This window comes from Bacillus sp. LK2 (genome assembly GCF_001043575.1).
Lineage (GTDB): Bacteria > Bacillota > Bacilli > Bacillales > Bacillaceae_G > Bacillus_A > Bacillus_A paramycoides.
Window position 1 is genome coordinate 1 of record NZ_LDUK01000090.1, and the last position, 6,383, is coordinate 6,383.

Annotated in this window: 4 protein-coding genes and 2 pseudogenes; 3 read left to right on the plus strand and 3 right to left on the minus strand. The window is 33.9% G+C overall.

The window, feature by feature from the left end; genetic code table 11:
* Nucleotides 1-347: 347 nt before the first annotated feature.
* Nucleotides 348-536 carry a helix-turn-helix domain-containing protein gene (locus tag VK90_RS29665; RefSeq protein ID WP_082148090.1) on the plus strand — a complete coding sequence of 63 codons (189 nt, stop codon included), beginning with the start codon at nt 348-350 and terminating at the stop codon, nt 534-536.
* A gap of 144 nt (nt 537-680) precedes the next feature.
* On the opposite strand, the pseudogene VK90_RS27130 reads toward VK90_RS29665, so the two are convergent.
* The 3 genes and pseudogenes from VK90_RS27130 to VK90_RS27140 form a co-directional block, all read right to left on the minus strand.
* Nucleotides 681-1,847, minus strand: a pseudogene (locus VK90_RS27130) (glycosyltransferase family 4 protein).
* 3 nt (nt 1,848-1,850) lie between these two features.
* Nucleotides 1,851-2,804: an NAD-dependent epimerase/dehydratase family protein gene (locus VK90_RS27135; protein ID WP_048376696.1), complete on the minus strand. Its 954-nt coding sequence runs from the start codon at nt 2,802-2,804 to the stop codon at nt 1,851-1,853.
* Nucleotides 2,801-4,090: a UDP-glucose dehydrogenase family protein gene (locus tag VK90_RS27140; protein WP_048376698.1), complete on the minus strand. Its 1,290-nt coding sequence runs from the start codon at nt 4,088-4,090 to the stop codon at nt 2,801-2,803. Before VK90_RS27140 ends, VK90_RS27135 begins: the two co-directional genes overlap by 4 nt.
* 194 nt (nt 4,091-4,284) lie before the next feature.
* Between VK90_RS27140 and VK90_RS27145 the strand changes: the two genes are divergently transcribed.
* Nucleotides 4,285-5,106 carry a UTP--glucose-1-phosphate uridylyltransferase gene (locus VK90_RS27145; protein ID WP_048376700.1) on the plus strand — a complete coding sequence of 274 codons (822 nt, stop codon included), beginning with the start codon at nt 4,285-4,287 and terminating at the stop codon, nt 5,104-5,106.
* Nucleotides 5,107-5,133: 27 nt separating this feature from the next.
* Nucleotides 5,134-5,472, plus strand: a pseudogene (locus VK90_RS31000) (DDE-type integrase/transposase/recombinase); the annotation flags it as partial.
* Nucleotides 5,473-6,383 lie beyond the last annotated feature (911 nt).

Sequence of the window (6,383 nt, forward strand, 5' to 3'; positions counted from 1 at the left end):
GAAGAAGAAGAGGACGAAGACGAAGAAGAGGACGAAGAAGAGGACGAAGAAGAAGACGAGGATGAAGAAGAGGACGAAGAAGAAGAAGAAGATGACGAAGAAGAAGACGAAGAAGAGGACGAAGACGAAGATGACGAAGAAGAAGAAGAAGATGACGATGATGATGACGAGTAAAATAATGAGCAATAAAAAAACGCTTGGTTTCCAAGCGTTTTTTATTCTTCAACATATACATGATAGAAATCCTTCATATATCTCTTGCATCAAATACATGTATTTATCTTTTTCCGACAGAAGACTCCTTCCTCAAAAATGTGAAGGTGTAAAACGTCAAATTTAGGTAGGAGATGAGTGTTGGTAGGCGTAAGCCTACCTTTTTTATTAATACAGGAACCTTACAAAAAAGCGAGATACAATCCATATTAATCAATAAGGCATACAAATTTCGTATTTACCCAAATCAAGAACAAAAAGCCTTAATTGCGAGACTCATTGGTTGTAGTCGTTTTGTATTCAATTGTTTCTCTGTTATATAAAGTTATGCTTATAAAAAGATAGGGAAAGGATTAACGTATCATTTTTTCTGACGAGCTTACTCAATTAAAATCGTTAGGTTTCCATACTTAGGAATCTCCTACTTCAAACAGCCCTTCGGGACGTTAAATGATGAGTAGTTCGAATTATTTGAATTTTGAGGGGCGCATAATATTTCTAGCAGGCTGATTAGTGGATTCTGCTACTTGTTTATATACCTGATTTAGTTTTTCTGCTGTATGCTTAAATGTAAAATTTTTTTCCACAACGTTTCTGCCGTTTTCAGCAATCCATTGTGCAAATTCTCGTTGAGATAACAAGACATGGACGAGTCTGGCATACTCCATTGGATTAGTATATTGTTCTACTAGACAGCTGTTATGTTCATCTGTTATAACTTCAGCATTCTTCCCACGGTATTGGGATTCCTGCAGCCATTGCTTCATAATGAACGCGTGCCAATGGTTCGTTCCAATGTGAGCTACATATAAATATATCCCCCATTAGAAACATATTATGCATTTGATCTGCCGGAATAAATTTAGTGAAAATTACGTGCTTTTTAATTGGTTTAGCGATTCTATATAATTTTCTAATATATTTATTTACTCTGTTATCACTAAACCATTTACCACCAACAATTACAAGCACCGTATCTTTATGTGTTTGAATAATTTTCTTCATAGCGTGAATGAGTAAATGTGGACCCTTATTTTCACATAATCGGCCAACAAATAGAATCACTTTTTTATCTTGGATATCGTATTTTGTACGAAATTCACTTCTTATTTTTTGCCCTGTTGGTGTCCAGATAGAAGGGGACTGTTTTAAATTAACACCAGAGTAGACAGTGGAAATTTTATCTTCAGCTTGTGGAAATCTCTCAATCACAGTTTGTTTAATATAGTTACTAACAGTCATGATGGCGGTAACCTTTTCAATAATAAGATTGCCTGCATAACGATATGTTCAGCGAACATATCGTTATGCAGGCCTAATACAAATTTACTGTGTGGAGAAGCTTGTTTATATAGAGGTATATTTTTGGGACGATTAAAGACATGTATAATATCAAAGGTATTGGTTTGGAGTGTCCTTATAACATTCTGCTCATATTCTTTTTGAGGAAAATACATGTAATTGACATTATCTCGTGTTATTTGCTCTGGAAGACTTGGATCTGAAATAGAGAAAATGGTAAGCTCATACTCTTGACTTATATAGGGAGACACCCCATCAATCATCATTTGAATTGCTCCACCTTTAAACGCTGGAGATGGTAATTTTTCTGTACATATATATGCAATTTTAATAAATTAATCTCCTTTGTATAATTGTTTTACATAATGATATTCTGCCTCCAGACCGTCGAATAGAGGAACGGTTGGAGAATATTGTAGTAATGTACTAGCCTTAGATATATCTGCCCATGTTTGTTTCGGTTCCCCAGGAACTGATTTTAGAAAGTTTTTAGTTGCTGATTTACCTAATATTTTTTCTAGCATAGAAATAATGTCTAAAATGGATGCTTGTTCTTTTCCACCGATATTGATAATTTCACCTATTATATTTTTTTTTGTCTCTAAAGCGGCCACAGTTCCTCGTATACAGTCATCGATATAGGTAAAATCACGCGTTTGTGTTCCATCACCAAATATCGTGAGAGGTTTATCTTCTAACAATTGTTTAATTAATCTATGAAATGCCATGTCAGGACGTTGCCTTGGCCCATACACTGTGAAATATCTTAAAATAACAATTGGTATGTGGAAATTTTTGTGATAAACATGACATAAGTGTTCACCACTTAATTTTGTAACACCATATGGAGATAAAGGGGTAGGTAATAAGTCTTCAGAAACCGCGCCAGATTTTTCACCATAAACAGAAGATGTTGATATATGAATAAATTTATCTAATTTTACATGTTTACAGGCTTCAAGTAAATGTTGTGTAACCATTATATTGTTTGTTACATAATCCTGAAAATCTTTTCCCCAGCTTGTTCTGACACCGGGTATAGCAGCTAAATGATAAACTACGTCTATATCTTGTAATAATTGCGATAAATCTGTAGTTAAAATGTTTTCTCGTATGAATTCAAAACGTGAATTCAATTGAAGAGATTGGATATTATCTGTTTTTAAAATAGCTGGAGTAGGACCGATGAAATGATCAATTCCAACTACATGATATGCATCATTTTTAAGTAACGCTTGACACAAATGAGAGCCAATGAAACCAGCGGCTCCTGTTACAAGGATTTTCATGACCGACCCACTCCTATATAGTGTAATCCGTATTTTTCTATTTCATCTTTTTCGATGCAATTACGTCCATCCACGATTGTGCATCCCTTCATAACTTGCTTGACTTGTTTCCAATTAAGTGTTTTAAATTCATTCCATTCCGTAGCAATAATAATACAATCAGAATTTGTAATTGAGGATTCTAGGTTCTCATGCTGTGTAACTTGTTTTTTTAAATGTGGAGGGAGAAAAGCTTTTGGGTCATAAGCATGTAGATCGTAGCCAAGAAGGATTAACTTTTCAAGAAGTAGTACAGCGAGGGAGCTACGAATATCATCAGTATTTGGCTTAAAGGAAATTCCTAAAACAGTTACTTTTTTTGAAGAGGGTTCTTTTATAGTATTTTTGATTTTTTCAACATAGAGATCTATCTGTGTGGAGTTAATGGATTGTACAGCTTGTAAAATAGGAACTGCTACGTGCCTATCATTTGCTGTATAGATGAGTGAATGTAAATCTTTTGGGAAGCATGATCCCCCATACCCCATTCCCGCTTGAAGAAAATGAGGGTTAATTCGAAAGTCATAGCCAATTCCTTTTGCCACTTCAACAACATCAATGTGATATGCATCACAAATTCGAGAAATTTCATTTATAAAAGATATTTTTGTAGCCAAAAATGCATTGGATGTATATTTAATCATCTCCGCCTCGTTTAATCCAGTGCAAAGGAAAGGTGCGCTAATCCCTTTATATATATCCTGCATAATTTCTAACGACTTTGTGTCATCTTTTTGGATACCTATAATAGTTCTATCTGGATTAAGCATATCGCGGACAGCAGAACCTTCGCGAAGAAATTCTGGATTAGAAACAATATTGAATAGGGATGATGAAACTCCACTTTTAATGAGTGTTTCATATAATTGCTGATTTGTACCTGGTGGAACTGTACTTTTCGTAATAATTGTTTTATATGATGTTATGGCTGGAACTAGTATATCAATAACGGAATAAAGATATTTTAGATCCGTCTTTCCACTTGATGTAGAAGGAGTTCCTACAGCGATAAGAATAACAGGTGATTGTCGAATAGCCTTATCGATATCACAACGGAATTGTAATCGATTTTGATTTTTTCGAATAAGTTCTTTTAAATCTGGTTCGTAAATAGGGCATTCTCCCTTTTGGAGAGAATGAATTTTATCTTGATCTTTATCTACACAAATAACATTATGACCCAATTCTGCTAATACCGCCGCTGATGTGAGCCCAACATAACCAGAGCCTATAATACATATATTCATATGATAGTCACCTTTCTGTACTTAGTACTAGTTGTTACAGTATATTGATGAACAACTTGGATTGGTGACAAGTGAAATGCCTATTCATATAAGCAGGGAAAGAGAAAAAAGTAAAGGCCCCTTTTGATTTCGTCATGAGCAGGTAAGGAGTTGAATGAATATAAATATTTTAAATAAGTGAAGGAGAGAGGTTAGTGATTAAAAAAGCAATCATTCCAGCCGCTGGTTACGGCACAAGGAGACTTCCAATTACAAAGGTGATTCCAAAAGAAATGTTTCCAATAGGGAATAAACCCGCGATTCATTATATTGTAGAAGAAGCTGTGAAGTCAGGCATTGAGCAAATACTAATTGTACTTTCTAGCCGTAAGGATTTAATAGTTGATTACTTTGATTATTCATTAGAATTGGAGGCTTTTTTAGAAAAAGAAAAAAAATCACATCTGTTAAAAGGGCTTGCCATCCCTAATGTTCAAATCCATTATATAAGGCAGCCATATGCGAGAGGACTTGGTGAGGCGATAAAATTAGGTGAAACATTTATTGGTAACGAACCTTTTGCTGTACTCTTGCCAGATGATATTGTAGTTTCGGATAAAGAAACCGCTTTAAATCAGTTGATTAGTATTTATAAAGAGACGAAAAATAGTGTAATAGGCATTCATACGGTACCAGATGAACGTTTAGATAAGTATGGTATTATTGAAGGGAAGATTGTAAAAGAAAACTGTGTTAGTATTACAAATATTATCGAAAAGCCGAAAGTAAATCCTCCATCTAATCTTGCCGTACTTGGTAGATATGTTTTTACACCTGATATCTTTCCTTTATTAAAAAATATTCAACCTGGTGTTGGGGGGGAATATCAATTAACAGATGCAATTCATTCTTTAATTATGACTAAAAAAGTATATGGAAAAATGATTGATGGGAAACGATTTGATATCGGACAAGAGGATGAATATATGCAGCTTCTTAATCTTATATACGGACAAAACAGAACAAGTAAGAATTAATTTGTGGAAAAGGGTTCAGCCAATATACATTTGAAATCAATGAACGATTCCTGAAGAGTTGATAAAACACATGTGAAGGTTAAAAGTAATTAGGCGTATTTGTATCGTGCTTTTGATTCAGAAGGGAATACAATTGACTTTTATTTAAACATGAAAAGACCGCAAAGTACTTTTTCAAAAAAGCTTTGCGGTTTTTTCATGTTTCTAAGCCTCGCGTTATCACAGTAGGCCAGAGTCCAATCTTTTCGATAGCAATTGTAGAATTGCAAAAAAGAAAAAAAGATACCCGTAGGCAGCTCAATCAGACAAGTCAAATATCTAAATAACATTATGGAGCGGGATCATCGTTTATTAAGAAACGGGATTCTGCCGACATCGCCATCAACCTAAGATAAATTTATACCATAATTCACAGAAAATATGATTCTTTTTGTAGGAATATACAGATAGGAATCTATTTACAACAGAAATGGAATGCGAATGCTCAGTCATTCAAGAATCCCAGCCGTTAATTCGTTAGGATTAGGGCTCGCGACTTTAGTCGTGGAAGTCTCAATTCGGGTTATTCTCGCTATTATTTTTTAGCTACTGAGCACTTTCCTGAAGAAGTTCGTGGTACTAAGTCTTTATCTTCATAAATAGCATCTTCACACAACGGACACCGTCCAACGATACACCCTATTCCGATTAAGCCACCTCACTTCTCTACAAAATGAAACATTTGCCTATTTTTTTCACATTCTATTGAAACAAACGTATATTATAGTAGGAGACATTCCTTTCTTGCGAAACTCATAAGGGCCCTTTTTCAGGGCTTTTTTATACTTAAGTATGTCCGAAGAGTTTTGCAATTAATTGACGTTTACATGTCTAAGTAAAATAAAGATAACAAATTTGGTTATATGACGTGGGAATTTTATTTAAAAAATGATAACAAGTATATTCTTATTCATCCAACATTGTATGTTTTGTTTGTTTTATATATTAATTGTTTTATATGTTTTATATGTTTATATGTTTTAAGAGCATGAAATGTCTTGATACATAAGGGATGATGACATTTAATTATAACAAAAATGGTTTTAAAGATAACAAATGTGGTTTTAACCATAACAAAAATGGTCTTAAAGATAACAAATTTGGTTGCTTAACTATAACAAAGATGGTTTTAAAGGTAACAAATGTGGTTTTAACCATAACAAAAATGGTTCTAAAGATAACAAATTTGGTTGCTTAACTATAGCGAAAATGGCTCTAAAGATAACAAATTTGGTTGC

What these genes read in the sequence shown, in the direction of transcription:
- VK90_RS29665 (WP_082148090.1), top strand. Translation starts at nt 348, where the DNA reads ATGAGTGTTGGTAGGCGTAAGCCTACCTTTTTTATTAATACAGGAACC.
- VK90_RS27135 (WP_048376696.1), bottom strand. Translation starts at nt 2,804, where the DNA reads ATGAAAATCCTTGTAACAGGAGCCGCTGGTTTCATTGGCTCTCATTTG.
- VK90_RS27140 (WP_048376698.1), bottom strand. Translation starts at nt 4,090, where the DNA reads ATGAATATATGTATTATAGGCTCTGGTTATGTTGGGCTCACATCAGCG.